This window comes from Paenibacillus sp. 7516 (assembly GCF_002272715.1).
Lineage (GTDB): Bacteria > Bacillota > Bacilli > Paenibacillales > Paenibacillaceae > Paenibacillus > Paenibacillus illinoisensis_A.
Genome location: NZ_NPBI01000054.1, coordinates 1 through 418, shown reverse-complemented (window position 1 = coordinate 418; position 418 = coordinate 1). Strand labels below are relative to the sequence as shown.

The window sequence follows — 418 nt, the reverse complement described above, 5'->3', positions numbered from 1 at the left end:
TTTCCCATAGCGGAAACATTCAAATTAGCAGGTTCACTGAACCTGCGACAGCAACATCGTTACTTATCCATTTGTTCAGTTTTGATGGAATTTGAGGGGCCATAGCTCAGCTGGGAGAGCGCCTGCCTTGCAAGCAGGAGGTCAGCGGTTCGATCCCGCTTGGCTCCACCAAAGAATTTCGTCTATTTAGCTTGTTCTTTGAAAACTAGATATCGAAACGAAAATTGCGAATTAGAACATTCCTTTTAGGGATGAATGCTTGTTCGGTTCAAGTGACCGATCAACAATCATCCTAGCTGAACTTGTGTTAAAACAAGTTTCAATAAATAGTGAAAACTGCTTTGCGATGGTATCGAATTGGAATGACTTTTGGATTTGCGCAAGCAAACCAAGGGAAGTGAGAAATCGAAACCGGAGC

Annotated in this window: 1 tRNA gene; it reads left to right on the top strand. The window is 42.8% G+C overall.

What is annotated here, in order from left to right:
- Positions 1-95 precede the first annotated feature (95 nt).
- A tRNA-Ala gene (locus tag CHI14_RS29580) sits at positions 96-171 on the top strand.
- The last annotated feature ends 247 nt before the right edge of the window (positions 172-418 follow it).